This is a genomic window from Mesorhizobium sp. PL10, assembly GCF_053714315.1.
Genome location: NZ_JBSKBR010000010.1, coordinates 1 through 23,539, shown reverse-complemented (window position 1 = coordinate 23,539; position 23,539 = coordinate 1). Strand labels below are relative to the sequence as shown.

Annotated in this window: 26 protein-coding genes; 5 read left to right on the top strand and 21 right to left on the bottom strand. The window is 63.1% G+C overall.

What is annotated here, in order from left to right; all coding sequences use genetic code 11:
- Nucleotides 1-57: 57 nt before the first annotated feature.
- From ACWGTO_RS17390 to ACWGTO_RS17300, 19 genes are all read right to left on the bottom strand, one after another.
- Entirely contained in the window at nt 58-2,199 is a 2,142-nt protein-coding gene (locus tag ACWGTO_RS17390; protein ID WP_454576049.1) for a sodium-translocating pyrophosphatase, read from the bottom strand.
- Nucleotides 2,200-2,461: 262 nt separating this feature from the next.
- Complete coding sequence (locus tag ACWGTO_RS17385; RefSeq protein WP_454576048.1) at nt 2,462-3,214, bottom strand: ABC transporter permease; 753 nt, start codon at nt 3,212-3,214, stop codon at nt 2,462-2,464.
- Nucleotides 3,211-4,149 carry an ABC transporter ATP-binding protein gene (locus ACWGTO_RS17380; RefSeq protein WP_454576047.1) on the bottom strand — a complete coding sequence of 313 codons (939 nt, stop codon included), beginning with the start codon at nt 4,147-4,149 and terminating at the stop codon, nt 3,211-3,213. The genes ACWGTO_RS17385 and ACWGTO_RS17380 overlap by 4 nt, the downstream gene beginning before the upstream one ends.
- A 69-nt stretch (nt 4,150-4,218) precedes the next feature.
- Nucleotides 4,219-5,373 (bottom strand): ABC transporter permease, encoded by a 1,155-nt coding sequence (locus ACWGTO_RS17375; protein WP_454576046.1) that lies wholly within the window; start codon nt 5,371-5,373, stop codon nt 4,219-4,221.
- Nucleotides 5,374-5,428: 55 nt separating this feature from the next.
- Nucleotides 5,429-6,340 (bottom strand): glycine betaine ABC transporter substrate-binding protein OsmF, encoded by a 912-nt coding sequence (gene osmF / locus ACWGTO_RS17370; protein WP_454576045.1) that lies wholly within the window; start codon nt 6,338-6,340, stop codon nt 5,429-5,431.
- Nucleotides 6,341-6,567: 227 nt separating this feature from the next.
- Entirely contained in the window at nt 6,568-7,779 is a 1,212-nt protein-coding gene (locus tag ACWGTO_RS17365) for an MFS transporter (RefSeq protein ID WP_454576044.1), read from the bottom strand.
- Nucleotides 7,776-8,267 carry a transcription antitermination factor NusB gene (gene nusB, locus ACWGTO_RS17360; protein WP_181060737.1) on the bottom strand — a complete coding sequence of 164 codons (492 nt, stop codon included), beginning with the start codon at nt 8,265-8,267 and terminating at the stop codon, nt 7,776-7,778. The genes ACWGTO_RS17365 and nusB overlap by 4 nt, the downstream gene beginning before the upstream one ends.
- Nucleotides 8,264-8,758, bottom strand: a complete 495-nt coding sequence (gene ribH, locus ACWGTO_RS17355; protein WP_454576043.1) for a 6,7-dimethyl-8-ribityllumazine synthase — start codon at nt 8,756-8,758, stop codon at nt 8,264-8,266. The genes nusB and ribH overlap by 4 nt, the downstream gene beginning before the upstream one ends.
- Before the next feature lie 253 nt (nt 8,759-9,011).
- Nucleotides 9,012-9,629, bottom strand: a complete 618-nt coding sequence (locus ACWGTO_RS17350) for a riboflavin synthase (protein WP_454576267.1) — start codon at nt 9,627-9,629, stop codon at nt 9,012-9,014.
- Entirely contained in the window at nt 9,629-10,753 is a 1,125-nt protein-coding gene (ribD, locus tag ACWGTO_RS17345; protein WP_454576042.1) for a bifunctional diaminohydroxyphosphoribosylaminopyrimidine deaminase/5-amino-6-(5-phosphoribosylamino)uracil reductase RibD, read from the bottom strand. Before ribD ends, ACWGTO_RS17350 begins: the two co-directional genes overlap by 1 nt.
- A 2-nt stretch (nt 10,754-10,755) precedes the next feature.
- Nucleotides 10,756-11,250, bottom strand: a complete 495-nt coding sequence (gene nrdR, locus ACWGTO_RS17340; protein WP_454576041.1) for a transcriptional regulator NrdR — start codon at nt 11,248-11,250, stop codon at nt 10,756-10,758.
- A gap of 139 nt (nt 11,251-11,389) precedes the next feature.
- Nucleotides 11,390-11,977: a hypothetical protein gene (locus ACWGTO_RS17335; protein ID WP_454576266.1), complete on the bottom strand. Its 588-nt coding sequence runs from the start codon at nt 11,975-11,977 to the stop codon at nt 11,390-11,392.
- A gap of 79 nt (nt 11,978-12,056) precedes the next feature.
- Nucleotides 12,057-13,370 carry a serine hydroxymethyltransferase gene (glyA, locus tag ACWGTO_RS17330; protein WP_454576040.1) on the bottom strand — a complete coding sequence of 438 codons (1,314 nt, stop codon included), beginning with the start codon at nt 13,368-13,370 and terminating at the stop codon, nt 12,057-12,059.
- Nucleotides 13,371-13,543: 173 nt separating this feature from the next.
- On the bottom strand, nt 13,544-13,690 hold the full coding sequence (locus ACWGTO_RS17325; RefSeq protein WP_454576039.1) for a hypothetical protein: 147 nt from the start codon (nt 13,688-13,690) through the stop codon (nt 13,544-13,546).
- Between the two features lie 196 nt (nt 13,691-13,886).
- Nucleotides 13,887-15,140, bottom strand: coding sequence for a L,D-transpeptidase family protein (locus ACWGTO_RS17320; protein ID WP_454576038.1), 1,254 nt, complete (start codon nt 15,138-15,140; stop codon nt 13,887-13,889).
- A gap of 352 nt (nt 15,141-15,492) precedes the next feature.
- The gene (locus ACWGTO_RS17315) at nt 15,493-15,870 is read right to left on the bottom strand and encodes a hypothetical protein (RefSeq protein WP_454576037.1); all 378 of its coding nucleotides are present in this window, start codon (nt 15,868-15,870) and stop codon (nt 15,493-15,495) included.
- Between the two features lie 189 nt (nt 15,871-16,059).
- Nucleotides 16,060-16,575, bottom strand: coding sequence for a transcriptional regulator LdtR (gene ldtR, locus ACWGTO_RS17310; RefSeq protein ID WP_142869475.1), 516 nt, complete (start codon nt 16,573-16,575; stop codon nt 16,060-16,062).
- Nucleotides 16,576-16,778: 203 nt separating this feature from the next.
- Nucleotides 16,779-17,201 (bottom strand): DUF6163 family protein, encoded by a 423-nt coding sequence (locus ACWGTO_RS17305; protein WP_454576036.1) that lies wholly within the window; start codon nt 17,199-17,201, stop codon nt 16,779-16,781.
- Entirely contained in the window at nt 17,198-18,235 is a 1,038-nt protein-coding gene (locus tag ACWGTO_RS17300) for an enoyl-CoA hydratase/isomerase family protein (RefSeq protein ID WP_454576035.1), read from the bottom strand. Before ACWGTO_RS17300 ends, ACWGTO_RS17305 begins: the two co-directional genes overlap by 4 nt.
- 192 nt (nt 18,236-18,427) lie before the next feature.
- Here ACWGTO_RS17300 and ACWGTO_RS17295 point away from each other — a divergent pair, with 192 nt between their 5' ends.
- The 3 genes from ACWGTO_RS17295 to ACWGTO_RS17285 all read left to right on the top strand — a co-directional run bounded on the left by ACWGTO_RS17295 (nt 18,428) and on the right by ACWGTO_RS17285 (nt 21,017).
- Nucleotides 18,428-18,934: a pyridoxamine 5'-phosphate oxidase family protein gene (locus ACWGTO_RS17295; protein ID WP_454576034.1), complete on the top strand. Its 507-nt coding sequence runs from the start codon at nt 18,428-18,430 to the stop codon at nt 18,932-18,934.
- Nucleotides 18,935-19,021: 87 nt separating this feature from the next.
- On the top strand, nt 19,022-20,053 hold the full coding sequence (gene hemB, locus ACWGTO_RS17290) for a porphobilinogen synthase (protein ID WP_454576033.1): 1,032 nt from the start codon (nt 19,022-19,024) through the stop codon (nt 20,051-20,053).
- Between the two features lie 346 nt (nt 20,054-20,399).
- Nucleotides 20,400-21,017: a cobaltochelatase CobT-related protein gene (locus ACWGTO_RS17285; protein ID WP_454576032.1), complete on the top strand. Its 618-nt coding sequence runs from the start codon at nt 20,400-20,402 to the stop codon at nt 21,015-21,017.
- A gap of 42 nt (nt 21,018-21,059) precedes the next feature.
- On the opposite strand, the gene ACWGTO_RS17280 is transcribed toward ACWGTO_RS17285, so the two are convergent.
- Nucleotides 21,060-21,386, bottom strand: a complete 327-nt coding sequence (locus tag ACWGTO_RS17280) for a DUF1330 domain-containing protein (protein WP_454576031.1) — start codon at nt 21,384-21,386, stop codon at nt 21,060-21,062.
- Nucleotides 21,387-21,562: 176 nt separating this feature from the next.
- On the opposite strand from ACWGTO_RS17280, the gene ACWGTO_RS17275 reads away from it, so the two are divergent.
- Nucleotides 21,563-22,258, top strand: coding sequence for a winged helix-turn-helix transcriptional regulator (locus tag ACWGTO_RS17275; RefSeq protein ID WP_454576030.1), 696 nt, complete (start codon nt 21,563-21,565; stop codon nt 22,256-22,258).
- Nucleotides 22,259-22,297: 39 nt separating this feature from the next.
- On the opposite strand, the gene ACWGTO_RS17270 is transcribed toward ACWGTO_RS17275, so the two are convergent.
- Complete coding sequence (locus ACWGTO_RS17270; RefSeq protein WP_454576029.1) at nt 22,298-22,516, bottom strand: hypothetical protein; 219 nt, start codon at nt 22,514-22,516, stop codon at nt 22,298-22,300.
- Between the two features lie 168 nt (nt 22,517-22,684).
- On the opposite strand from ACWGTO_RS17270, the gene ACWGTO_RS17265 reads away from it, so the two are divergent.
- Nucleotides 22,685-23,332 (top strand): dihydrofolate reductase family protein, encoded by a 648-nt coding sequence (locus ACWGTO_RS17265; protein ID WP_454576028.1) that lies wholly within the window; start codon nt 22,685-22,687, stop codon nt 23,330-23,332.
- The last annotated feature ends 207 nt before the right edge of the window (nt 23,333-23,539 follow it).

Sequence of the window (23,539 nt, the reverse complement as noted above, 5' to 3'; positions counted from 1 at the left end):
CAAACAAAAACCCGCGGGATCGCTCCCGCGGGGTTTTTCTGAAGCAGCTGAATTGCCTCAGCCGTGCGCGAGCACGGCCAGCAGCAGCAGCGCGACGATGTTGGTGATCTTGATCGCCGGGTTGACCGCCGGACCGGCGGTGTCCTTGTAGGGATCGCCGACCGTGTCGCCGGTGACAGAAGCCTTGTGGGCTTCGGAGCCCTTGAGGTGCTTGACGCCGTCCTTGTCGACGAAACCATCTTCGAACGATTTTTTCGCGTTGTCCCAGGCGCCGCCGCCTGAAGTCATCGAGATGGCGACGAACAGGCCGTTGACGATGACGCCGAGCAGCGAGGCGCCGAGCGCGGCAAAGGCGGACGCCTTCGAGCCCGAGATCAGCAGCACGCCGAAATAGACGACGAGCGGCGCCAGCACCGGCAGCAGCGAGGGGATGATCATTTCCCGGATCGCCGCCTTGGTCAGCAGATCGACGGCACGCGCATAGTTCGGCTTGGAGGTTCCGGCCATGATGCCCGGATCCTCGCGGAACTGCTTGCGCACCTCTTCGACGATGGCGCCCGCCGCACGGCCGACAGCCGTCATGGCAATGCCGCCGAACAGATACGGGATGAGGCCGCCGAAGATCAGGCCGGCGACGACGTAGGGGTTGGAAAGATCGAAGGAGATGTCGCCCATGCCCTGGAAGTAGGGATATTTGTCGCCGTTGGCGGCAAAGAACTTCAGGTCATTCGAGTAGGCGGCAAACAGCACCAGCGCACCGAGGCCGGCCGAACCGATGGCATAGCCCTTGGTCACCGCCTTGGTGGTGTTGCCGACCGCGTCGAGCGCGTCGGTGGAGTGGCGCACTTCCTTGGGCAGGCCGGCCATTTCGGCAATGCCGCCGGCATTGTCGGTGACCGGGCCGAAGGCGTCGAGCGCGACGATCATGCCGGCCAGGCCGAGCATGGTGGTGACTGCGATCGCCGTGCCATAAAGTCCGGCAAGCTGGTAGGTCGAGATGATGCCGCCGACGATGACGATGGCCGGAAGTGCGGTCGATTCCAGCGAAACCGCGAGGCCTTGGATGACGTTGGTACCGTGACCGGTCACGGATGCCTGGGCAATCGAGTTGACCGGGCGCTTGCTGGTGCCGGTGTAGTATTCGGTGATCACCACGATCAAACCGGTCACCACGAGGCCGATCAGGCCGCAGATGAACAGGTTCTTGCCGGTGATGGCCATGCCGGCAACGATGCCGATTTCACCCCAGCCGAGGCATACCGAAGTAGCCACGGCGAGGCCCGCGATCGACAGCAGGCCGGTGACGATCAGGCCCTTGTAGAGCGCGCCCATGATCGAGCCGTTGGAACCGAGCTTGACGAAGAAGGTGCCGACGATCGATGTCAGGATGCAGGCGCCGCAGATGGCCAGCGGATAGAGCATCGCAGCGCCCAGGATCGCGGTGCCGCCGAAGAAGATGGCGCCGAGCACCATGGTGGCGACGACCGTCACCGCATAGGTCTCGAACAGGTCGGCGGCCATGCCGGCGCAGTCGCCGACATTGTCGCCGACATTATCGGCGATGGTGGCCGGGTTGCGCGGATCGTCTTCAGGGATACCGGCTTCGACCTTGCCGACGAGATCGCCGCCGACGTCGGCGCCCTTAGTAAAGATGCCGCCGCCGAGACGGGCGAAGATCGAGATCAGCGAGGCGCCGAAGCCGAGCGAGACCAGCGAGTCGATGACGCTGCGGTCATTGGGCTGCAGGCCCATCGGGCCGGTCAGGATCAGGTAGTAGATCGAGACGCCGAGCAGAGCCAGGCCCGCCACCAGCATGCCGGTGATGGCGCCCGACTTGAAGGCGATGTCGAGGCCGGCGGCAAGGCTGTTGGACGCTGCCTGCGCGGTACGGACATTGGCGCGCACCGAGACGTGCATGCCGATGAAGCCGGCAGCGCCCGAGAGCACGGCGCCGATCAGGAAGCCGATCGCGGCGGTGATGGAAAGCAGCCACCAGGCGAGCAGCAGCACGACCACGCCGACAACGGCGATGGTGGTGTACTGGCGCGCCAGATAGGCCTGCGCGCCTTCGCGGATGGCGGCGGAGATTTCCTGCATGCGCTGATTGCCCTGATCGGACGCGAGGACCGATCGTGTCGCCCAAATGGCGTAGAGGACAGAAAGCAAACCGCAGGCGATGACGGCGGAAATGATGGTCATTGCCGAATTTTCCTCGATTGATGGCCCAAAAGAACCCCTCCCTGGGCCGTTGAGACGGGAAACAGATGCCGGCAGGCGGAATCCGCTCCTTCGCTGGCGTGTATGCGAAACAGGGGTTGGAACGTCAAGATATTGTTCGGTTTTTGCCCGGCTTTCAGCCGAAAGGGGTTAGACCAGGACAGTCCCGTAACCGCCGCCGTCCTATTAGATCGATTGAAATGACGCTACGTCAGTCAGTCGTGGCGCGCGGTCCGGCCGAAGATCAGCGGCCGGTCTCCTGCCCCATGCGGCGCGCGGTGTAGCGTTCGATCGCCGACAGCCCGTCATAGATCAGCACCGCAAGGGCGGCGACGATCAGGCCGCCTTGCAGGACGAAGGCAAGATTGTTGGACAGCAGGCCGGCGATGATCACTTCGCCCAGTGTCTTGGCGGCAACCGTCGAGCCGATTGTGGCGGTGGCCAGGCTGATCACCACCGACAGCCTGATGCCGCCCAGGATGATCGGTGCGCTGAGCGGCAATTCGACCTTGATCAGCCTCTGCCATCCGGTCATGCCGGCGCCGCGCGCGGCCTCCATGACATTGCCCGGCAGCGTCGTCAGACCGGTCAGCGCGTTCTCGAAGATCGGCAGCAGGCCGTAGAGGAACAGCGCAATCAGCGTCGGCTTCTCGCCGAAACCGAAGGCGGGCACCGCCAGCGCGAGTACCGCCACTGGCGGGAAGGTTTGGCCGATATTGACCAGGCTGCGCGACAGCTGCAGGAACTCGGCCCCGGCCGGCCGGGTGACGAGGATGGCAAGCGCGACCGCGACGATGGTGGCGGCCAATGTGGCGATCAGCACGGTCCTCAGATGCAGCAGTGTCAGCGTCAGCACGCTGCCCTGATTGTAGATCGCCGGCGCGTTGTTTTCCGTCAACGGCTTCAACAGGGGCTCGAACCAGCTGGGGTTGGTGACGAAGGCAACAAGCACCACCACCAGGGCAAGCCTGAGCAGCGAAGGCAGCCAGGCTTTCATGCCGGCCTCGCCGCACGCTTGACCAGGCCATCGACGGTGACGCGGCCGAGCTGCTTGCCGTCTTCGCCTTTGACGGGCAACGCCGGCCGGCCCGACCACAGGAGTTCCGCTAGAGCGTCACGTTGGCTGGCATCGCCGGGGATGGCCTCGCCGTCCGCTGTCCCCTTCTCCACGGCGTCGCGCACGCGGCCGAGCGACAAAAGCCGGAACGGCTTTTCGCTGGCACCGACCAGGGTTTCGACGAAGGCGCTTGCCGGCCGCGCCAGGATCTCTTCCGGCTTGGCATATTGCACCAGCTTTCCGGCATTCATGACGGCGATCTTGTCGCCCATATGAACCGCCTCTTCCATGTCGTGGGTGACGAGGATGATGGTGGTGCCGAAGCGTTTCTGGATCGCCAGCAAATCTTCCTGGGCCTTGGTGCGGATGATCGGATCGAGCGCGCCGAACGGCTCGTCCATGAGAAGCACGTTGGGTTCAGCGGCGAGCGCGCGGGCGACGCCGACGCGCTGCTGCTGGCCGCCGGACAGCTCGTGCGGATAGCGCGGGCCATAAGCCTGAGGGTCGAGCTGGTAGAGTATCATCAGCTCATCGACACGAGCCTTGATGCGGTCCTTGTCCCAGCCGAGCAGCACCGGCACGGTGGCGATGTTCTGCGCCACCGTGCGATGCGGGAACAGGCCATGGCCCTGGATCGCGTAGCCGATGCTGCGGCGCAGCTCATAGCCGGGCAGCGAGCGGTTGTCTTTGCCGTCGAGCTTGATCACACCAGCGGTCGGCTCGACCAGCCGGTTGATCATCCGCAGAAGCGTCGTCTTGCCGGAGCCGGAGGTGCCGACGATGACGCAGACCGTGCGCGGCTCGATGACCATCGATACATCGTCGACCACGGTCGTCTGGTCGTAGCGCTTGGTAATGCCTTCGATCTCGATCATACCGTTTCAACCCTGCGCTCAGATCATGATGCCGAAAAGTGTGAAGCAGATTTCGGACGACATCATGCTCTATCTCTCTGATTTAGAGGCGGTCATTTCGATGATGGCGTCGAGGATGATGGCCGCGGCGAAGGCCAGCGCCACCGTCGGCACGGCGCCAAGCAGCACCAGGTCCATCGCCGTCTGCCCGACGCCCTGGAACACGAACACGCCAAAGCCGCCGCCGCCGATCAGGGCAGCGATGGTGGCCAGGCCGATGTTCTGCACCAGGACGATGCGAATGCCGGTGAGGATCACCGGGAAGGCCAGCGGAAACTCGACGCCGAACAGGCGCTGGCGGTCGGTCATGCCCATGCCGCGCGCGGCATCGTTGGCCGCGCGCGGCACGCCGGCAAGGCCAACCACCGTGTTGGCAACAACCGGCAGCAGCGAATAGAGGAACAGAGCGACGAAAGCCGGGGCGGTGCCGATGCCCCTGATACCGAGCGATGCAGCACCCGGAACATGCGCGGCCACCCAGCCGAGCGGCGCGATGAGCAGGCCGAACAGTGCGATCGAGGGAATGGTCTGGACAATGTTGAGCACGTTGAGCACGCCGGCCCGCAACCGCTCGACGCGATGGCAAAGGATTCCGAGCGGCAGGCCTACGATCACCGCCGCCGCCAGCGAACCCAGCGCCAGCGTGATGTGCTTGGAGCCTTCGGCCCAGAAACTGTCGGCGCGGTTGGCATATTCCTTGAGGATCGAAAGGCTGTCCCACTGCCCCGAGACCAACAGGACGCCAATGGCCAATGCTGCGATGACAAGCACGCCGACACGGGCCAGTGGTGACAGGTTGAGCCTGGTCAGCACATCGGCGAGCAGCAGCGTGAAGGCGAAGATCAGCAGCCAGAAGCCGGAAGCCGGCGAGATGCGCGCGAAGGTGTTGCCCGCCGGCGTGAGGAAGGTACCGGCAACACCGATCAAAATGGCAAGGGCAGCGAGCGCCACCACGCTTGCGGCAAGGCGCAGGACCAGCGGGGTCTTCAGCAAGGCAATGATTGCGGCCACGACGGCGATCGCCAGCAGCAACGGCCCGACAATAGCGGGCAACGCCTCGAGGATCGAACGCGCCTCGCCGGGCACGATGCGGTTGGCGCGGAAGGTGGCGAACGAGGCGAAGAACGCCGCATAGGCAACGATCGCCGCGATGACGACGCCGAGCTTGTCGAAACGGATATTCACGCGCTGCCCCGTCAGTCGATCCGGCGCGCCACGCGAGCGCCGCGCCGGAATCGCCTTACTTCAAAAACCCGTTCTTCTTCAGGAAGTCCTCGGCGACGCCCTTGACCGGCTCGCCGCCGACCTGGACGCGGCCGTTGAGCTCCTGCAGGGTGACGAGGTCGAGCTTGGCGAAGACCGGCTTCAACAGCGTCTCGATTTCGGGATGCTCCTTCAGCACCGCCTCGCGGATGATCGGCGCCGGCTGATAGACCGGCTGCACGCCCTTGTCGTCATCGAGCACGACCAGGCCGGACGGCGCTATGCCGCCATCGGTGCCGTAGACCATGGCGGCGTTGGCGCCGTTGGTCTGGTTGGCGGCCGCGCCGATGGTCGCCGCGGTGTCGCCACCCGAAAGCGTGATCAGCTGGTCCGGCTTCAACGTGAAGCCGTAAGTGGTCTGGAAGGCCGGCAGGGCCGCCGCCGAATTGACGAACTCGGCCGAAGCCGCGAGCACCACCGTGCCGCCGCCGGCGACGTATTTGCCGAAGTCGGAGAGCGTCGCCAGCTTGTTGGTCTCGGCAACCTCCTTGCGCAGCGCGATCGCCCATGTGTTGTTGGCCGGAGACGGCGACAGCCAGACAATCTTGTTGGCGTCGTAGTCGAGCTTCTTGGCGGTCTCATAGGCCTTGGCGGCATCCTTCCAGATCGGATCGTCGGCCTTCTCGAAGAAGAAGGCGGCGTTGCCGGTGTATTCGGGATAGATGTCGATCTCGCCGGCGGTGATCGCCTTGCGCACCACGGGCGTACCGCCGAGCTGGATGCGATCGGTGGTCTTGATGTTGTTGGCGTTCAGCACAAGCTGGATGATGTTGCCGAGCACGCCACCCTCGGTGTCGATCTTCGAGGAGACGACGACCTGGGCATTGGCGAAAGCCGCTGACATGCCAAGCGCCAATGCCGCGCTGGCCAGAACCTTGACTGAAAACATTATGAAAACCTCTCGCTTTGAACCGGAATGCGGCGGCCGCATATGAGCATGGCTTCAACGCCCCGTCGGGGCACACGGTTTCATAACAAGTGGCACAGACGCAATAATGTTGTGCGGTCGCCGCGATTCCGGCCGGCGACATGCTGACAGGCCGTGTCAGGTAGAGCAATTCCAGGAAAAGTGTCGGGCGGTTTTCCGTCCGGAATTGCGTCAAAAATAGAGTCGCATCAGGCGTGGGCTTTGCGCATACCCGTCATCTTGAGCGCGCCAAGCGCGACGAAGCACAGCGCGACGACCGGGAAGACCAGCCAGTTCAGCATCTCCCAGCCCCAGGTATTGTAGATTGCACCCGACATCAGCGAGGCGAACGCGACGGAGCCGAACAGGACGAAGTCGTGGAAGCCCTGCACCTTGCTCTTTTCGGACGGAAGGTAGCTGTCGGCGACCATGGAAGTGGCGCCGATGAAGGCGAAATTCCAGCCGAGACCAAGCAGGATCAGCGCCGTCCAGAACTGCCACAGATGCAGGCCCGACAACGCCACCACGGCGCAGCCGATCAGCAGCGCAAGGCCCGTGGCGACGATGCGTTCGGCGCCGAAGCGATGGATCAGCGATCCGGTGAAGAAGCTTGGGGCAAACATCGCCATCACATGCCAGGAAATGCCAAGCGTGGCGTCGTCCGTCGACAGGCCGCAGCCGACCATGGCCAGCGGCGCGCCGGTCATGACGAAGCTCATCAGCGCATAGCTGCCGACGGCGCAAAACAGTGCCGCGACGAAGCGCGGCCGGGTGACGATTTCTGACAGCGGCCGCGCTTCGCTCGAAGCGATTTCCGCGTGGCCCGCGGCCTTGGCCGAGATGCGCAGGAACGACAGGATGATGGCGCCGACCGCGGCCAGGACCGGAATGGCTGCAAACGAGCCGGCAAACATCACCGGCGCCAGCAATTCGCGGGTGAAGATGACGATCTGCGGCCCGAGAATGGCGGTGATGATTCCGCCGGCCAGCACGAAGGAAATGGCGCGCGCCTTGAATTCCGGCGGCGCATTGTCGGCGGCGGCGAAGCGGAACTGCTGAACGAAGGCGCCGCCGACGCCGATCACCAAAAGGGCGAAAGCAAACAGCCAGAAGCTCGCCTGGAACAGCGCCAGCGTCGATATGACGCCGCCAAGCGCGGTGACGATAGTCCCGGTCATGAAGCCGCCGCGCTGGCCAAGCCAGCGGATGATGGCGGCGGCTGGCAGCGCGCCAAGCGCCACGCCGACGTTGAAGCCGGTGATCGGCGCCGTCGCCAGCGACTTGTCAGGGCCAAGCAAATATTGCCCGGCCAGCCCGCCCATGGAAATGGCGATCGGCGCGGCAGACCCAATGATCGCCTGCGACGCGGCCAGGATGATCGCCGTGCGGCGACCCTCTCTTGCTGCTGCTGCAGCGGTCACGACGCGTCCTTGCCGCGCCCCTCGCCGCGCACCCGCCGCGACACGCGATCGAGCACGGCGTTGGTCAGCTTGGGCTCGTCTTCCTCATAGAAGGCCTTGGCAATATCGACATATTCCGAAACGATGACGGCCACCGGCACGTCGTCGCGCTTCATCAGTTCATAGACGCCGGCGCGCAGGATGGCGCGCAGCGTCGAATCCAGCCGCGACAGCGGCCAGTCCTCGGTCAGCGCCTGGCGGATGATCGGATCGATGGTCTTCTGGTTCTCCACGACGCCAGTCAGGATGGCGCGAAACCATTGCGCGTCGGCCTCGCGGTAAAGCGCGCCGTCGACTTCCTTGCCGAGCCGGAAGGCTTCGTATTCAGCGGTGATCTCGAAGACGCCGCTGCCGGCCAAGTCCATCTGGTAAAGCGCCTGCACGGCGGCCAGACGGGCAGCGCCACGCTTGTTGGCGTGGCGCGGACCGGGTGAAGCGGGTTCGCTCACGATTGCGCTCCCAGTTGCTCTTTGAGCGCGATCATGGTGAGTGCTGCGCGCGCGGCAAAGCCGCCCTTGTCGCCTTCCGAGCGCTTGGCGCGCGTCCAGGCCTGCGCGTCATTCTCGGTCGTCAGGATGCCGTTGCCGATCGCAATCGCCTCCTGCACCGACAGATCCATCAGCGCCCGGCTCGATTCATTGGCGACGATATCGAAGTGATAGGTGTCACCACGGATGATGGTGCCAAGCGCGACAAACCCATCATAGTCCTTGCCGCCTTCGCCCATGCCGTCGAGTGCGAAAGTGATCACGGCTGGAATTTCCAGCGAACCAGGAACGGTGACGACGTCATAGGTCGCGCCGGCTTCGTCGAGTGCATTCGTCGCGCCGTCGAGAAGCGCGTCGGCAAGATCGTCATGGAAACGTGCCTCGATGATCAGAAGGTGGGCCTTCTTCTTCGGGCGGATGAGCGCTTTGCCGTGTTGGGATGTGCCAGCCATAAATGTCTCCGGGGGTCGCCGGTGACTTAGGCCGAAGCCGGTTTGATCGCAAGCGGAAGATTGTTGAGGCGACGTTCAGACGCCTGCTGCCTCGCGATATAGACGCACTGTGTCGCGCAGTCGGTCATTGACCGGCCGCGGATTGATCAGGGCATCAACGAAGGCCTTGCGATCGGCGGTCGACAGCTCGAAACCCTCCTGGCCTCGATGCCAGGCTTTTGTCCCTTGGCGTAACCAGTTGCGTTGTTTGCCATCAAAGTCCTTCTTTCGCCGCCTGGACCAGCCGCGCGGCGTAGCGGGCCATGGTGTCGATCTCGAGGTTGACGCGATCGCCGACTTTGCGTTCGCCCCAGGTGGTTACGGTCAGCGAATGGTGGATCAACAGCACGTCGAAGCGGGTGCCCTCGACCTTGTTGACGGTGAGTGAGGTGCCGTCGAGCGCGACCGAACCCTTGGGCGCTATGAATTTCGCCAGTTCGCGCGGCGCCTCGAGCGTAAAGCGCACCGCATCGCCCTCGTCCTTGCGCTCGACGATCTCGGCCATGCCGTCGACATGGCCGGAGACGATGTGACCGCCGAGTTCGTCGCCGATCTTCAGCGCCCGCTCCAGATTGATCCGGGTACCGGATTTCCAGCCCATCGCTGTCGTCAGCCGCAGCGCCTCTTCCCAGGCTTCGACCTCGAACCAGCGCGCATTCGACCCGCTGTCCGGCAGCGCCGTTACCGTCAGGCAGACGCCGCCACAGGAAATCGAGGCGCCGATGGCGATGCTGTCAGGATCATAGGCGGTGCCGATGCGCAGGCCGACGCCTTCCCTCAGCGGCCGCACGGTCGCTACTGTGCCGACGTCTGTGACAATTCCCGTAAACATCAGAAATCCCTTATCCATTCGGCGTACCCGTCTTCGCCAAAGCGCATCTCGCGCAACTTGCGGAAGCCTGCCGGGATATGGTCGGTGTCTATGGGCGATGCAATGCCGCCCTCGCCGATCGCTTCCGGCCCCTGGAACAGCACGATGCGGTCGACCAGCCCTTCGGCGAGGAAGGCGCTCGCCACTTTGGCGCCGCCCTCGACCAGAATGCTGGCCATGCCAAGCGCGCCGAGATCCTCGAGCAGTTCCGGCAAGGCTACGCCGCCTTCATGGGTCTCGGTGCCGATGAAGCGCACGCCGGCACGCTCCAGCACCGACCGCCGCAGCGGGTCGGCCTCCAGGCAGGCGGCGATATAGAGCGGCACCCTGTCGATCCCGGAGACCAGCTTCGAGGCTTCCGGCAGCCTGATCTGGCGGTCGAGCACGATGCGCGCCGGCGAGCGGTTCTCCAGCCCCGGCAGCCGCACGGTAAGCGCCGGATCATCCTCCAGCGCCGTGCCGATGCCGACCAGTATGCCGTCGGCCTCTGCCCGCATCAGATAGACTTCGCGGCGCGCAATGTCGCCGGTGATCGCGACCTGGCCGGAGCCTTCCACCCCGATCCGGCCGTCGCTTGAAAGCGCAAGCTTCAGAATCACTTCCGGGCGCTTTTTCAGAGATCTGATCAGATAGCCTGCCATCTGCTCGGCGGCTTCCGCGACCAGCACCTTTTCGACCACGTCGATGCCGGCGGCGCGCAGGATGGCGTAGCCCTGGCCGGAGACACGCGGATCGGGATCGCTGGCAGCTCCGACGACTCGCGCCACGCCGGCATTGACCAGCGCATTGGCGCAAGGCGGGGTGCGGCCGTGATGTGCGCAGGGTTCGAGAGTGACGTAAGCTGTGGCACCACGCGCGAGATCGCCGGCTTCAGCCAGCGCCTCGGTCTCGGCATGCGGCCGGCCGCCGACGGCGGTGACGCCTGTGCCGACGATCATCGGTCCGGCGCCGTCATCGCGAACGATGATCGTGCCGACGGAAGGATTGGTCGAGGTGCGGCCGGCGTTTTTGCGCGACAGCCGCAGCGCGGCCGCCATGAAACGGCGATCGAGAGCTTCCTGTTCGGCTTTGCCAGGCGCTGCCATGCTCAGCCGGCGTCCTCTTCGCTCTTCGGCTCGTCGCCTTTGAGCTCGTCGCCTTTGAGTTCACCCAGCAGTTCATGAAAATCCTTGGCCTCGCGGAAATTGCGGTAGACCGAGGCGAAGCGGACATAGGCGACGTCGTCGAGCGATTTCAGCGCTTCCATGACCAGACGGCCGACCTCACCTGAGGCCACTTCCGTCTCGCCGGAGCTTTCGAGCTGGCGCACGATGCCGGTGACGGCGCGGTCGATGCGCTCGGGATCGACATTGCGCTTGCGCACCGCGATCTCCACCGAACGCAACAGCTTGTCGCGGTCGAACGGCACTTTGCGGCCGGACTTCTTCACCACCACGAGATCGCGCAGCTGGACGCGCTCGAAAGTGGTGAAGCGGCCACCGCAATCGGGGCAGACGCGCCGCCGGCGGATCGCCGCGCCGTCCTCGGCGGGGCGCGAATCCTTCACCTGCGTATCTTCGGACTGGCAATAGGGACAGCGCATGGAGGGCCTTCGGGTTGGCGAATCTGGCGGAACGAGAGGCTTAGAGGTTTTTGCCGGGACGGGCAAAGGTTCGGCAACGGCCGCTCGCGCCCTCAGAGATAGCGAGGCGCGAGGAAAATTGCCAGTCGCGCCAGATATGTCAGGGCGCGACGTCCTTGGTCGGGAAGCCGCAGGACGTTCCGAGGTTGCGGTATGCCTTGGTGAAGCCATCCATCGGGATGCTGGCGACAGTTTGCTTGCCGAACGTCACATCGAGCGAGATGACCTGACGCATGGCACGCAGCAGCGCGAGGCTGATCTTGGCCTGGTTGTCGACCGTCCAGCTCGGGCGGCCGGCAGCATCATTGGAATAGACAGTCGCGGAAACCTTGACGCCGGGATCACCGAAGGTCGCCGCGACCTTCTTGCCGGTCGGCAGGTCCTTGTTGGCGACAGCGATCATGATGGCCGGATAGGCGTCGGGCGGCAGAGCGTCGCCGGTCGAGATCGAAAGCGTCAGCGTGCCGGCATTGCCATTGCCATCGAGAAAGGCCGTGGAGGCGGCGCAGGTCTTGTGCGAATCCTGGCCGGTGTCGAGCGCATCGATGATGGTGGTCCACCTGCCAAAAGTCTTGGTCGCCGGCATCTCCGTGCTCGGCTGCGCCTGCTCCTGGCCAGTCGCGCCCGACACTGTGAAGGCGGCAAACGAGCCAAAGAGGGCCAGGGTGGCAGGACGGAACATGCGCATCATCAAATCTCCAGCAAGCCGCGCCGCCCGAACAGGAGCGGCGCAGAGCGCGGGATAAAAGACGAAGCGCCGCTGGCGGTCAACCGAGATAGGGATAAAGCGGGAACCGATCCGTCAGCGCCACGACCTTGGCCTTCACAGCTGCCTCGACGGCCGCATTGCCTTCGTCGGAATTGGCAACCTTCAATCCGTCCAGCACTTCGGCGATCAGCTTGCCGATCTCGCGGAATTCGGCCTGGCCGAAGCCGCGCGTGGTGCCGGCCGGCGTGCCTAGACGAACACCGGAGGTGACAAAGGGCTTTTCCGGATCGAAGGGGATGCCGTTCTTGTTGCAGGTGATGTTGGCACGGCCGAGTGCTGCCTCGGCGCGCTTGCCGGTGGCGTTCTTGGGCCTGAGATCGACCAGCATCAGATGGTTGTCGGTGCCGCCGGAGACGATGTCGAGGCCGGTTTCCTGGAGGCTCGACACCAGCGCCTTGGCATTGGCAGCGACGCTCTCGGCATAGAGTTTGAAGCTCGGCTTCAACGCCTCGCCGAAGGCCACCGCCTTGGCGGCGATGACATGCATCAGCGGGCCGCCCTGCAGGCCGGGGAACACCGCCGAGTTCATCTTCTTGGCGATGTCCTCGTCATTGCACAGGATCATGCCGCCGCGCGGGCCGCGCAGCGACTTATGCGTGGTGGTCGTGACGACATGTGCATGCGGCAGCGGCGATGGATGCACGCCGCCGGCGACGAGGCCGGCAATATGGGCCATGTCGACCATCAGATAGGCGCCGACCGCGTCGGCGATCTCGCGAAAACGCTTCCAGTCCCAGATGCGCGAATAGGCGGTGCCGCCGGCCAGGATCAGCTTCGGCTTGGTCTCATGCGCGGTCTTCTCGATCGCATCCATGTCGAGCAGATGGTCTTCCTTGCGCACGCCGTAGGAGACGACCTTGAACCATTTGCCGCTCATATTGACGGGCGAGCCGTGGGTCAGGTGGCCACCCGAATTCAGATCGAGGCCCATGAAGGTGTCGCCGGGCTGCAGCAGCGCCAGGAAGACCGCCTGGTTCATCTGGCTGCCGGAATTAGGCTGGACGTTGGCGAAATTGCAGCCGAACAGCTTTTTGGCACGCTCGATGGCGAGTTCCTCGGCGACATCGACGAACTGGCAGCCGCCATAGTAGCGCTTGCCCGGATAGCCCTCGGCATACTTGTTGGTCATGATCGAGCCCTGCGCCTCGAGCACGGCGCGCGAAACGATGTTTTCCGAGGCGATCAGCTCGATCTCATGGCGCTGGCGGCCGAGTTCGTTGCGGATGGCGCCGAAAATCTCCGGATCGGCATCGGCAAGCGTGGTCTCGAAGAAGGATTCGAATTTGTTCGACGCTGCCGCTGCAGTTGCCATGGCCTGAAATCCTCCGGTTCGGGGCAATTTACCTATGCATATCGTCGCACCAAAACCGCTGCGCAGTTCGGAGCGACATGCATTGCCGCGCCATTAACACAGTTGTTTTGGCCTCGCCACGTTTGCGGCGCGAAATTTGCTGGCCGGTTTGCGCCAAGGGGGACCCGGCACCGCTATTTCCGCTCCTGCCGCCCCTCCAGCAAGGCTTCGGTGAGCGTGATCTCAGTAAACAGCGCCCGCGCGGTGTGGTCGTTGATCGCGCCGCTGCGGAACATGTCGCGCACGGCGTTGCGTTCGGCCTCGATGCCGGCAAGCCGCATCTCCAGCCGCCCGTCGTTTCAAGACCTGAGTGAGGCGCCGGCGCCGCATATCACCTGGATAGCTCGCCTTGGAGCCGTTCCGGGATACGCGACGCTGCCGTTCCTGCAACCTCCCCAAGATTGATCCAGGCCGCGACCAGTGCCGGAACAAAAAAAGCCGCCTTGGCGGCGGCTTTTTCCAAATGAGATCAGCTGCTTAGAGCGCAGATGTGATCTGCAGTTCTTGGGCGCCATCGAGTGCGTAGACATCGTCGCGGAACTGCACAACGCCCGGACCCGTCGACCATGCCGACAGATAGAGGAAGTGCACCGGCACCGGGTTGACGACCTGCACTGGCGTGTTCTCACCGGTCTTGATGGTCGCCTCGAAATGCTGGCGGTCCCAACCGGGGGTGTCGCGCAGGATCCAGGTCACGAGGTCGCGCACGTTCTGCACGCGCACGCAGCCGGAGGAATCGAAGCGCATCAGCTTGCCGAAAAGGCTCTGCTGCGGCGTGTCGTGCATATAGACGCCGTCCGGGCTCGGGAAGTTGATCTTGACCGAGGCCATGGCGTTGCCGGCGCCCGGATCCTGGCGGAAGCGGTACTTTTCCGCGTCGTCGGTCGACCAGTCGACCGTCATCGGATCGACTTCGCTGCCATCCGGCGCGAACAGGCGGATGTGGCTGTCCTTGAGATAGTTGGGATCCTTCCGCATCAGCGGAATGATGTCCTTGCGCACGATCGAGACCGGCGCGTTCCAGTATGGGTTGACGATGATCTCGTTGATCTTGGAATTGACGATCGGCGTCTGGCGGTCGATCTTGCCGACGATTGCGGTGTGACGCAGCACGACGCGGTCGTTCTCGACCGCCTCGATCTGTGCCGCCGGGATGTCGACCAGCACATAGCGGCTGCCCAGCGTGCCGGCCTTTTCGCGCAGACGCTCGAGATTGGTTTGCAGCTGGCCGAGCCGGATCTGCGCCGAAACATTCATTGCGGCATAGGTGTACTTGCCCATGGCGCCGTCGGCCGGCAGGCCATGGCGGCTCTGGAAGCGCTTGACCGCGGCGTCGACATAGGAATCGAACGACGTCGAAATGCCGGCGCTCTGCGCCAGGTCGCCCGCAATAATCAGCCGCTTGCGCAGCGGCACGACATCCGGATCGTCGACGCCGAGCTGCAGCTTCTTGGTCGCCGGCACCTCTTCCCAACCGCCTTGGGCGACAATGTTCTGGTACTGCGCCACGGCCTGCTCCGTGAAGGCAACCGTCTGCAGGCTGAAGATCGGCAGTGTCGAGGCGACCTTGCCGCCTTCCGAGGCGCGGGCGTCGAACTGGTCATCCCAATTGCCGCGGCCTGAGGATTTCAGGATATCGTCGATAACATCCTGGGCGCTGGCGGCATTGGCAACCATGGCGACGGCGAGCGCGGAGGCTCCGGAAAGGAAAAAGCGGCGGCTGGTTCTCATGGACGTTCCAGACATTCTTGTAGCACTTGGCTTGTAGCGTTTGGCGCGTAGCGTTCGGCTAGTTGCCCAATCAATGGACGATATCGCCCGCACTCTAGAGTTGGCACTGTTAACAATTAGCCAACCATGACCTGCATCACCTGGCCGTGAAAAGCGAACCGCGATGCGACGTTACAGGCGCCCCAACGGCTTTCGCCGCAGCACCACCCGCAGCCCTCGCTTCCACCGCGAATATGGCGGCAACGTGGCTTCGCGCCGAATTTGGAGCCGACGACGATCTGAAATGGAGCGACCGGTGCTTTTCGGCACCGTTCCCTGACTGTTCCCTCAAAGCCGGGTCTCGCTGGCCGGTTTAAGGCTTTGCTTTGCCTTCCAGCTCCGAACAGCGTTGCAGCACCTGGTTTTCCGGATATCGCAACACCTTGTTGTCATCGAGCTTGAGCAACAGCGTTCGTTTTTTTGAGATGCTCTGCTCATCGTCCGAGCAGGACATATCCAGAATGATGGCGTCCAGGCCTTTGAGCTTCTGGACTTTTTGGACGCTACAGCCGACTTCCCACATATCGGCCGATTTGTCTGTGAACGTCACGATGGAATCATTGTTGTCGCACGGGCTCGAGCCTTCATTGGCGAAGGCGCCTTGCCACCACTCCTCCGCAAACGCCATTTGCGGCGTCAGCAAAAGCAGCATTGCGACCGGATAGATTCTGAAATTGATGCCTGAACGCATGTCGTCCCCCTGCCCGGCGAGATTAGGCATTGCGGAAGCGAAAGCAAACCGCAGCCAGGCGCGGCGGCATGGCCAATCGCGGGCATAGCCGTGACCATAAAAAAGGACCGGCGCCCCGCGACACCGGTCCTTGATTTCCCTCTCCGGCCGCGCTTCTTCTGGCGCAGCTGCTGTTCAATGGCCTGCGGATTACATCCGGTAGGCGATGGTGTCATTCCAGAAGCGGTCGAGGCGCTGCAGCGCGCGGTTCATCTGCTTGAACTCTTCGCTGTTGATGCCGCCGACCTGTTCGATCGAACCGACATGACGCTCATAGAGACCGGCGACGACGTCGGCCACTTCATTGCCCTTCGGCGTCAGCGACACGCGGACCGAACGGCGGTCGATGCGCGAGCGCTGGTGGTTGATGAAGCCGAGATCGACCAGCTTCTTCAGATTGTAGGAGACGTTCGAGCCGAGATAGTAGCCACGCGAGCGCAGTTCGCCGGCGGTCAGCTCGGAGTTGCCGATGTTGAACAGAAGCAGCGCCTGGATGGCGTTGATGTCGGAACGGCCGTTGCGGTCGAACTCGTCCTTGATCACATCAAGCAGACGGCGATGCAGACGCTCCACCAGCTGCAGCGATTCCATGTAAAGCGAACGGATAGCCTCGCGGCGATCGTCGGATACGTTGGCGGTCTTCGCCGCCGGACGCGAATTGATCATTGTCTTTGCCTCTCGTTTGTCGCCCTGGTGATTTTTTGTTTTTCACCTTGATCGCGACACTATCGAATACTCATAAAATTCGACTTAAACGCTAGGGCTAACAAGAGCTTACCGGTAATAGGTTTCGGAAGACGCTTAACGAACGGTCACCCGAGCAAGGATAATTAACCTAAAGATTTAGCCAATGGCGGCGGGGCGGCGTTTCAGGCGCGCGCGGGGCGCTTCTGCATCCAGATCACGACGCGGAAGACGATGTAGAGCAGCGCCACCGCAAAGTGCGAAAAGAGGATAAGCGGCCGGTGGCCGAACAGATCGGGAAAGCCGGCATACATGGTGATTTCGGTGACAGCGCAGATGAACCATATCACCGGGCCCCAGGATGCCAGCATCCACAGGCCGGCTGCGGCGAAGGGAAAGAACACCGCCAGCATCACCGCCGCGACCTGCCAGTGCACCGGCATCAGGTCGAAGCGCCAAAGCGGGCCGGGATAAAAGCCGATCAGCCGGATCCAGTACAGGACGCCGAACAAGAGGCAGTAGCCTGCTATGACGCGCTGGAACCAGGCGAAGATGATTTCGACGCCCGAGGGCTGTAGCACGATGCGCCTTGAGGTGACCTCGCTCACAGCTCGAGCTCCCGTTCGAGCGGCGCGAAATAGGCGTCCACCGCCGCGGCGTCGACTTCGGCGAGGCTTGCTGGCTGCCATCTCGGCGTCGAGCCCTTGTCGACGATGACGGCGCGGATGCCTTCGTAGAAATCATGGCCGGCCAGCATGCGGTTGAGGATGCGGAACTCCATCTTCATGCAGGCCTCCATCGACAAAGTCAGCCCGGCGCTGATCTGGCGCCAGGCGACGTTGAGGCTGGTGGGCGAGCGGGTGCGGATTGTGTCCAGCGTCCTGGCGGCAAATTCGTCGGCGCCGGCCGCCCGTTCCAGGCTGGCAATGATATCGGCAAGCGAGGATTGGGCGAAATGGCTGGCGATGGCTTCCAGCACCGGCTGGCCGGTCTCGCGCTTGGCCGGCACGAAGAAGCCGCGCAGCACCGATTCCGGATCGCCATTGGCGCAGAGCCGGTCCAGGAACGCAGATTGGTCATAAGCCTTGATGGTGTGGGTGGCCAGGCCCGACCACAGCGCATCGCCATAGCGGATGCGGTTGCCGGTCAGCGCCAGATACATGCCGAAGCTGCCGCCGAGGTCCGGCAGAAGATGGCTGCCGCCGACATCGGGGAAAAAACCGATGCCGACCTCCGGCATGGCGAACTGGGCATTCTCGGTCAGCACGCGCTGCGAACCGTGGAACGAGATGCCGACTCCGCCACCCATGACGATGCCGTCGATCAGCGCGACATAGGGCTTTTTGAAACTGTTGATGCGGGCATTGAGCCGGTATTCGTCGGCGAAGAAGTCGACCGGCGGCTTTCCGACCCGCGCCTCATAGACATGCATGATGTCGCCGCCGGCGGAAAACGCCCTGCCCTCGGCCTTGACGATGACGACATCGACGCCAGTATCGCGCTCAAAAGCGTCGAGCGCCTTGTCCAGAGCCTTGATCATGCGGTGCGTCAGCGCATTGAGCGCCTGCGGCCGCGTCAGCGTGATGACGCCTGCCTTGCCCAACCGTTCGAAGCGGATCTCGTCGCCGCCGCCAAAATCCATCGTCAGAGATTCCCTCCCCGCGCCTGCGGGATTGAAGTGCTAAAGGTGGCGCATGGGTGCGTCAACCAGCGGACGATGGTTTGAATTTCGCAAGGGAACGCGACCGTGCCTTGCCCCAGGCAAAAATGCGCGCAAAATTCCCGGCGAAACACCATCTTGGTAACAGCCTGTCTTGTGACCCAGGGGCGAACGATGACGCTTGAAACCGCAGCGCCGGGCCATGGCTGGGAAATGCCAAAAAAGTTCGATCCGGACGATGTGCTGAGCCGCCCGCTGATGGCCAATCTGGCGACCGTGGCCGCCGATGGTGCGCCGCGCAACGCGCCGATGTGGTTCATCTGGGAGGATGACGCGATCTGGCTGCTCGGCTCAACCGGGGCCAGCGCGGTCAAGCGCCTTGAACGCGACCCGCGCTGCGCGGTGGAAATCGTGCATTTCGACAATGAGGCCGGAATCCTGCTGCATCTCGGCCTGCGCGGCGCGGCCACCATCGAACCGATGTCGCCCGACCGCTTCAAACGACTGCTGCACAAATATCTCGGCCCGGAGGTGAACTGGAACCGCTGGTTCATCGACACCGTGGCCGATATCGACCATCCGAACGGGCGCCTCATCCGGCTCGCACCGGAGAGCATCTTCACCAACAATGTGTCATTCTTCAAAACCGGGCCGGAGCTGGCGTGGCCGCCGAAGGCGTAGATGGCGCAGCATCTGCTGGCACAATCGTGTCGCATTGGTCAGCGGCAGAGGCTCGTGGTAAAAGCCGCCGGATCCGGAGTTATGGCGATGAACAAATTCACCCCCGCAAAGCCCGCCGGCGCGCGCAGCGTCGGCGAGATCACCGGCAGCCGCCGCTTGCGGCGCATGCGCAAGGCCGACTGGTCGCGCCGCCTCGTCCAGGAGAACCGGCTTTCGGTCGACGACCTGATCTGGCCGATCTTCGTCATCGACGGCAAGAACACGCGCGAACCGATCGCTGCCATGCCCGGCGTCTTCCGCCTGTCGCTCGACCTTGCCGTCAAGGAGGCCGAGCGCGCCGCAAAGCTTGGCATTCCGGCGATCGCCACCTTCCCCAATGTCGAACTTGCGCTGCGCGACCAGACGGGATCGCACATCCTCGACCCCGAAAATGTCATCAACCGCGCCACCCGCACCATCAAGGACGCGGTGCCGGAGATTGGCATCATCACCGATGCCGCGCTCGACCCGTTCACCTCGCACGGCCATGACGGCATTTTGCGCGACGGCATCATCGTCAACGACGAGACGGTGGAACAGGTGGCGGCCGCAGCCGTCATCCAAGCGGCGGCCGGCGCCGACATCATCGCGCCGTCCGACATGATGGACGGCCGCATCGGCGCCATTCGTGATGCGCTCGACGCCAATGGGTTCTCGGATGTGGCGATCATGTCCTATGCGACGAAATTCGCCTCCGCCTTCTACGGCCCCTACCGCGAAGCGGTCGGCACCGCCGGCCTGCTCAAGGGCGACAAGAAGACCTACTATATCGACCACGCCAATTCCGACGAGGCGGTGCGCGAGGCCGAGCAGGACATCGCGGAGGGCGCCGACATGCTGATGGTCAAGCCCGGCCTGCCCTATCTCGACATCATCCGCAGGCTGAAGGATGAATTGCAGATGCCGACCTTCGCCTACCAGGTGTCGGGCGAATATTCGATGATCAAGGCGGCCGCCGCCAATGGCTGGATCGACGGCGAGAAGGCAATGCTGGAATCGCTGCTCGCCTTCAAACGCGCCGGCTGCGACGGCATTCTCACCTATTTCGCGCCCGAGGTGGCGCAGATGCTGAAGGGCTAGGCTCCAGTGCTGCGGGGGCTGGGCCAGCGTTTCAAATCATTGTTTGGCCCCGCTCCACGCGGCGATACCACGACGCTCGGCTATCATGCCTACGTCACACACCATGACCGGATCGTGCCGAGCGCAAAATTGTCCAGCGCTATCGGGAAGCTTTCGGATAAATCAGCGCTCGATGCTATCTGGGCCGAGTTAGAGAGCGGCCTTGCCGGCTGGCGGACAAAGCACCTGATCCTGGCGGCCCATGTCGCCACTCAAGTCCGAGATAGCGTACCAGCGCCCGACCTCTCCGACACGATCATCTCCATTCTCGTCGACCAGTCCGGATCGATGCGCGGTCAGAAAATGCGTGTATGCGGCGGCCTCCGCCGACATTGTGCAGGAGTTCCTGCGGACGCTCGGCGTAAAGGTCGAAGTTCTCGGGTTCACAACGCGCGCTTGGCGCGGGGGTGCATCCCGGCTCATCTGGGATGCAGATGACCGACCCCACAATCCGGGAAGGCTGAACGACCTGCTGCATATTATCTACCGGGAGGCCGACGACGGGCGCCACAGCAGCATAGGTCATGCCCTCAAGCCGATGTTACGGCCGGACTTGCCCAAGGAGAACATCGACGGCGAAGCCATCGAATGGGCCGCTGGACGGCTGCGAGACCGCCCCGAGGGGCGCAAGATATTGCTCGTCATCTCAGATGGTGCGCCCGTTGACGATTCCACGCTCGCGGCAAATGGACCAGACTATCTCCAGGACCATATCTTGCATGTGATTGGACAGATCGAGGCAGCCGGGGACATCGAACTCCTGGCCATTGGTCTGGGCTTTGCTGTCAAGCGCTACTATCGAGTCTCGGTGGATTGCAAAATTCCCGACGATCTCGCCGGTACGATGCTCGCCTTCTTGCGCGATCAATTGATCGCCAAGCATGGACCAACGTCAACAGAAGCTGACGCTACACCGAGTTTCTGAGGGATGGCCGGAACCCGAGCACGCCCGGGTTCCGGCTACTCCTCACGCCTTCGGCAGATAAGGAATCGTTCCGGCGAGATCAGTGTTGTCAATCAGCTGGAAGCGGCTGTCCGAGCCCTGCTGGCGTGCATTGGCGAACTGAGCGTATTGCGGGTCGGTGGTGAAGGCCTCTGCGGCTTCGGCCGAGGGGAACGCCATGATGGCGATCAGGCTGGTGTCGAGCGGCTTGCCCTCGAGCGTCTTCACGTTGCCGCTGCGGGCGAGATATTTGCCGCCATGCTTGTGCACGAGGTCGTGCACCGAAGCGGCATAGGCCGGCACCCATTTGTCGTCCTTCACCTTGATGTCTGCGATCACGTAAGCGGTCATTGTCCAACTCCTGATAAATCGGCGCCGGACTGCCCGGCGACGTGACCGCTGCCTCGCATGATGCCGCCGCACCGCTCCAGTCACCAAACTGTACCAGGCAGGCCCGTACAGCTTCTGTACTGGCTGATTTCAGGTTTTCTGAATAAGGTCCGGCAACATCTTTTGGAGGTCACCACATGACACAAGCCGGATACAAGCAGTTCTGCCCGCTCTCCATGGCGGCGGAGTTGCTGTGCACACGCTGGACCATGGTGCTGCTGCGCGAATTGGTGGCGGGATCGACCCGCTTCAACGATCTCCGCCGCGGCGTGCCGAAAATGTCGCCAACCCTTCTGTCGCAACGGTTGAAGGAGCTTGAGGCCGGCGGCATTGTCGAGCGCACCGAGATCGCGACCGAGAAAGGCGTGTTCGAATACCGGCTGACCGAGGCGGGCAAGGATTTGCGCCCGGTGGTCGAGGCGATGGGGTTTTGGGGGCAGAAATGGGTGGAGGCCAGGCTCTCCCTCAAGAACCTCGACCCCTCGCTGTTGATGTGGGACATGCGCCGCAATCTCAACCCCTCTCCGCTGCCGGGCGGGCGCACCGTGATACAATTCCTGTACCATGACCTGCCGGCGTCGAAACGCTCGTGGTGGCTGATCGTCGAGAAGCGAGGCGATGTCGATCTGTGCTGGTACGATCCGGGCTTTGACGTCGATCTCTATGTCTCGACGGACCTCTGCACCATGACCTCGATCTGGATGGGGCTGACGACGGTGCACAAGGAACGCGACAAGATCAGCCTGACCGGCGATCTCGACATTGCCGGCAAGATGCAGACCTGGCTCGGCCTCAGCCCATTTGCGGTGATGCCGAAGCGCGTCGCGGCCTGAGGCCGGTTTTGCCGTCATAGGCACCGCAAATTTGCCGACCTATCGCGCCAGTGCTCTGTATTCGTAGGTGCTGGGGCGACGCCGCGTCGGGACCCTGTCTGTCAGGTCAACCACGCGGATCCATTTACCGGCGTCGCCTCGCAAGGTGACCTTGCGGCCGATCACCTTTTCGGCTGCTCCAAACGGTGTACTGGCCTGCGTTTCCTGACTCTCCTGGACGACGTCTCCGTCCATCGTCTCGACCCGATACGCCTTCATCTCGTGCGCTCCCCGGCTCTTTGCTGGAAGTTAACGCAGCGGCCTTCGCCGTCAAGTATTAGCATAACCTAAAGTTGAGTAGTCCCCCACAAAAACCGCTTGCAAATCGCAACCAGTGCAGGTAAGAGCCAACCACTTGCAAATACGACCGTTACCTCGGAGGCTCTCATGTCCAAACTTCGTGTGAATGCATTCACCCTGTCGCTCGACGGCTACGGCGCCGGTCCCGACCAGACTCTGCAAAATCCGCTCGGCGTCGGTGGCGAAGATCTGCATAAATGGATGATCGGCACCCGCACCTTTCGCAAGATGGTGATGGGCAAGGAAGGCGGCACCACCGACACCGACGATGACTTTGCCGTCCGCAGCTTCGACAATGTTGGCGCCTGGATCCTCGGCCGCAACATGTTCGGGCCGATCCGCGGCGAGTGGCCGGACGAGAACTGGAAAGGCTGGTGGGGCGACAACCCGCCCTACCATGTGCCGACTTTCGTGCTGACCCATTACAAGCGCGATCCGATCGAAATGGAAGGCGGAACGGTGTTCCACTTCGTCACCGACGGTATCCACTCGGCGCTCGAACAAGCCAAGGCCGCAGCTAACGGCAAGGATGTGCGCGTGGGCGGCGGCGTGTCGACTATCCGGCAGTATCTCCAGGAGAAGCTGATCGACGAGATGCACCTGGCGATCTCGCCGGTGCTGCTCGGGACGGGCGAGAACCTGTTTGCCGGCCTGGATATGCTGAAGCTTGGCTATCGGTGCACCGAGCAGGTGGCGACGGAGCTTGCCACGCATGTGACGATCAAACGGGGGTAGTGCAGGCTCCCCCTTCTCCCCCTGTGGGAGAAGGTGGCCGAGCGAAGCTCGGTCGGATGAGGGGTGTTCCAGCTTGGCAAGGGTGGCGATCCGTCACGCACCCCTCATCCGTCTCGGCGCTGCGCGCCGATCCACCTTCTCCCACAGGGGGCCTGTTGCGTAATTGGCTGGTTGTGATTCTGTGAGTGGGAAGCTCGGAGGGAATCG

Bases quoted from the DNA above. Each gene is read 5' to 3' on its own strand.
- ribH (WP_454576043.1), bottom strand. From the start codon at position 8,758: ATGGCTGGCACATCCCAACACGGCAAAGCGCTCATCCGCCCGAAGAAG.
- ribD (WP_454576042.1), bottom strand. From the start codon at position 10,753: ATGGCAGCGCCTGGCAAAGCCGAACAGGAAGCTCTCGATCGCCGTTTC.
- ACWGTO_RS17265 (WP_454576028.1), top strand. From the start codon at position 22,685: ATGTCCAAACTTCGTGTGAATGCATTCACCCTGTCGCTCGACGGCTAC.
- ldtR (WP_142869475.1), bottom strand. From the start codon at position 16,575: ATGATCAATTCGCGTCCGGCGGCGAAGACCGCCAACGTATCCGACGAT.
- ACWGTO_RS17295 (WP_454576034.1), top strand. From the start codon at position 18,428: ATGACGCTTGAAACCGCAGCGCCGGGCCATGGCTGGGAAATGCCAAAA.
- nrdR (WP_454576041.1), bottom strand. From the start codon at position 11,250: ATGCGCTGTCCCTATTGCCAGTCCGAAGATACGCAGGTGAAGGATTCG.
- ACWGTO_RS17335 (WP_454576266.1), bottom strand. From the start codon at position 11,977: ATGCGCATGTTCCGTCCTGCCACCCTGGCCCTCTTTGGCTCGTTTGCC.
- osmF (WP_454576045.1), bottom strand. From the start codon at position 6,340: ATGTTTTCAGTCAAGGTTCTGGCCAGCGCGGCATTGGCGCTTGGCATG.
- ACWGTO_RS17380 (WP_454576047.1), bottom strand. From the start codon at position 4,149: ATGATCGAGATCGAAGGCATTACCAAGCGCTACGACCAGACGACCGTG.
- ACWGTO_RS17385 (WP_454576048.1), bottom strand. From the start codon at position 3,214: ATGAAAGCCTGGCTGCCTTCGCTGCTCAGGCTTGCCCTGGTGGTGGTG.
- hemB (WP_454576033.1), top strand. From the start codon at position 19,022: ATGAACAAATTCACCCCCGCAAAGCCCGCCGGCGCGCGCAGCGTCGGC.
- ACWGTO_RS17320 (WP_454576038.1), bottom strand. From the start codon at position 15,140: ATGAGAACCAGCCGCCGCTTTTTCCTTTCCGGAGCCTCCGCGCTCGCC.
- glyA (WP_454576040.1), bottom strand. From the start codon at position 13,370: ATGGCAACTGCAGCGGCAGCGTCGAACAAATTCGAATCCTTCTTCGAG.
- ACWGTO_RS17390 (WP_454576049.1), bottom strand. From the start codon at position 2,199: ATGACCATCATTTCCGCCGTCATCGCCTGCGGTTTGCTTTCTGTCCTC.
- ACWGTO_RS17275 (WP_454576030.1), top strand. From the start codon at position 21,563: ATGACACAAGCCGGATACAAGCAGTTCTGCCCGCTCTCCATGGCGGCG.
- ACWGTO_RS17270 (WP_454576029.1), bottom strand. From the start codon at position 22,516: ATGAAGGCGTATCGGGTCGAGACGATGGACGGAGACGTCGTCCAGGAG.
- ACWGTO_RS17325 (WP_454576039.1), bottom strand. From the start codon at position 13,690: ATGCGGCTTGCCGGCATCGAGGCCGAACGCAACGCCGTGCGCGACATG.
- ACWGTO_RS17300 (WP_454576035.1), bottom strand. From the start codon at position 18,235: ATGGATTTTGGCGGCGGCGACGAGATCCGCTTCGAACGGTTGGGCAAG.
- ACWGTO_RS17280 (WP_454576031.1), bottom strand. From the start codon at position 21,386: ATGACCGCTTACGTGATCGCAGACATCAAGGTGAAGGACGACAAATGG.
- ACWGTO_RS17315 (WP_454576037.1), bottom strand. From the start codon at position 15,870: ATGCGTTCAGGCATCAATTTCAGAATCTATCCGGTCGCAATGCTGCTT.
- ACWGTO_RS17350 (WP_454576267.1), bottom strand. From the start codon at position 9,629: ATGTTTACGGGAATTGTCACAGACGTCGGCACAGTAGCGACCGTGCGG.